The sequence below is a fragment of the Phenylobacterium sp. genome, assembly GCF_030693805.1.
Classification (GTDB): domain Bacteria; phylum Pseudomonadota; class Alphaproteobacteria; order Caulobacterales; family Caulobacteraceae; genus Phenylobacterium.
The window spans coordinates 1-2,732 of the sequence record NZ_JAUXZW010000424.1 but is presented as its reverse complement, the minus strand read 5'-3'; the positions used below and the strand labels follow the sequence as shown (position 1 = coordinate 2,732).

Sequence of the window (2,732 nt, the reverse complement as noted above, 5' to 3'; positions counted from 1 at the left end):
CGCCGCCCTTCTCATTGCCGACGACGATCACATTGCCTTGCGACATCAGGCCAAAACTCCGCGCGGGCCTGCATCGGCCCATTCGACAAAGGCGGAACCTCAACGCTTCTGCGTGACTCGCGTCAACGACGTTTCATCGTGCGAACGCCGACACCAGTCCCGCGCGGCCATGGACGCGGAGCCGGCCCCAGGTCATAAGCCCGCCGATGAACGACACGCCCCTTCCGATCGTGCGCACGGTCGCGGAACTTCGCGCCCAGGTCGCCGAGTGGCGCGCGGCCGGCCTGCGCGTGGCGCTGACGCCGACCATGGGCGCCCTGCACGAGGGCCACCTATCGCTGGTGCGGCTGGGACACGCCCATGCAGACCGCGTGGTCGCCAGCATCTTCGTCAACCCGACGCAGTTCGCCCCGCACGAGGACTTCGACGCCTATCCGCGCGATCTGGCGGCTGATGCGCGGATGCTGGCCGACGTCGGCTGCGACCTGCTGTATGCACCCAGCGTCGCGGAGATGTACGCGCCGGGCTTCGCCACCACCGTCACGGTGACCGGCGTCTCCGAGCCGCTGGATGGGCAGGCCCGACCCGGCCACTTCGCCGGGGTCTCCACCGTGGTCGCCAAGCTGCTGCTGCAGGCCGGCGCCGACGTGGCGATCTTCGGCGAGAAGGACTATCAGCAGCTTCAGGTGATCCGCCGCATGGTCGCCGACCTCGACATCCCGGTGACCGTCCTCGGCGCGCCAACCTCGCGCCTGCAGGACGGGCTCGCCCGCTCCTCGCGCAACGCCTACCTCAGCGACGCCGAGCGCCAGGTGGCCGGCCAGCTCAACGCCGCGCTGGCCAAGGCTGTGAAGCGGTTGCAGGCGGGCGATCCGGTCGCCGAGGTCGAGGCGGCCGGCAAGGCTGCGCTCACCGCAGCCGGCTTCCAGCGGGTCGACTATTTCGAGGTGCGCGGCGCCGAGGATCTGTCGCGTCTGGGGCCCGGGCCAGTCAGCGGCCCCGGCCGGGTGCTCGCCGCCGCCCTGATCGGGCGCGCCCGCCTGATCGACAACATGGCGATCTAGCGACCCTTCACCACGCGCCGACTTCGCGCAGCTTGCGCGCAAGGTCCGGGGGGATCGCTTCGTCGCCAGCGGTCGGCAGGTCGGTCGGCGCATCGCTCAGCGGCAGATAGCGCCAGCCCTGGAACGCGCGCCTGGGCGTCGGCGCCACGCGGATCAGATCGTGGTCCAGCGTCACCTCGCAGCGCGCTGTCACGCCCTCGCCGACCGTGGTCACCGCCAGGATCGGCTGCCGGGCCAGGATCACGCCCTTGAACACCCAGTAGAGCGAGCCGCCGTCCACCAATTCGGCCGCGCGTTTCGGCGTCTGGCGCGTGCGCATCACCGAAGCCTCGCCGTCGGCCCGGTGCGCGCGCCGCCACGCGGCCAGCTCCTCGACCGTGTCGCATCCGACGCAGAGCTTGATCATGTGCAAAGCCATGGCCCCGAGCCTAAGCCCGAGCCGCGAGATTCGCCAGGACGGCGCCTTCTGTGACCTGGTCGCCGGCTTTCACCGAAATGGACTCCAGCACGGCGTCGAAGGGGGCGGTGAGCGCGTGCTCCATCTTCATCGCCTCCAGCACCAGCACCGTTTCGCCGCGCTTAAGGGACTGGCCGGGCGCTGCTGAGACAGCGACCACCTTGCCGGGCAGCGGCGCGGTCAGCCGGCCGTCGCCGCCGGCGACTTCGGCCACATCCCATGCGGGCGACGTCGCCGCGAACAGCAGGGCTTCGCCGCCTTCGAACACCACCACCGCGCTGTCGCCCGCCGCCAGCACGCTGCGCGGCGCTACGACTTGATTTAGCGGCGCGACCACCGCGGCGCCGGCGTGGAACAGCCGGATCTCGGCTTGCGGCTCGGCGTTGGTGCGAAAACCGCTGAGCGCGATCCAGGGCGAGGCGGGATCGGCGTTGCGCGCCTCCAGGCTCGCGGCTGCACTCCCGGCGGCGGCCAGCGCGGCGTCGGACGGCGGGGCCGGCGTGGTCAGCGCCTCCAGACGCGACTCGATGAACCCGGTGTCCACCTGGCCGGCGATGAAGTCGGGATGCTCGAGCAACCTGGTCAGGAAGCCCGCGTTGGTGCGCACCGGCCAGCACTCGACGCCCGCGCAGGCATCGGCCAGTTCCGCCAGCGCCGCCTCGCGGGTCGCGGCGTGGACGATCAACTTGGCGATCATCGGGTCGTAGAAGCTGGTGACCTCACCGCCCTTGCTGACGCCGGAATCTACCCGCACCGTGTCTGGCAGCATCAGGTGGTCAAGCCTGCCCACCGAGGGCAGGAACCCCGTCGTCGGGTTCTCCGCATAGAGCCTCGCCTCGACTGCGTGGCCACGCCGGGTGATCGCCTGCTGGGCCAGGGGCAGCGGCTCGCCGCTCGCCACCCGAAGTTGCCACTCGACAAGGTCGAGGCCGGTGATCGCCTCGGTGACAGGATGCTCCACCTGCAGGCGGGTGTTCATCTCCATGAAACAGATGCGGTCGACGCGCAGGCCTTCGCTGGCGTCGGCGATGAACTCCACCGTGCCCGCGCCGACATAGTCCACGGCGCGCGCCGCCCGCACCGCGGCCTCGCACACCGCCGTGCGGGTCGCCTCGTCGAGGCCAGGCGCCGGCGATTCCTCGATCACCTTCTGATGGCGGCGCTGCAGCGAGCAGTCGCGTTCGAACAGGTGCACGACGTCGCCGTGGGCG

General features: G+C 70.8%; 3 protein-coding genes. 1 reads left to right on the top strand and 2 read right to left on the bottom strand.

Going from position 1 to position 2,732, the window contains the following annotated elements:
- Nucleotides 1–206: 206 nt before the first annotated feature.
- Nucleotides 207–1,064 carry a pantoate--beta-alanine ligase gene (gene panC / locus Q8M88_RS17120; RefSeq protein WP_305598361.1) on the top strand — a complete coding sequence of 286 codons (858 nt, stop codon included), beginning with the start codon at nt 207–209 and terminating at the stop codon, nt 1,062–1,064.
- A gap of 7 nt (nt 1,065–1,071) precedes the next feature.
- On the opposite strand, the gene Q8M88_RS17115 is transcribed toward panC, so the two are convergent.
- Nucleotides 1,072–1,482 (bottom strand): DUF1489 family protein, encoded by a 411-nt coding sequence (locus Q8M88_RS17115; protein WP_305598360.1) that lies wholly within the window; start codon nt 1,480–1,482, stop codon nt 1,072–1,074.
- A 10-nt stretch (nt 1,483–1,492) separates the two neighbouring features.
- The coding region (locus tag Q8M88_RS17110; RefSeq protein WP_305598359.1) for a biotin/lipoyl-containing protein at nt 1,493–2,732 on the bottom strand (1,240 nt) is incomplete at its 5' end.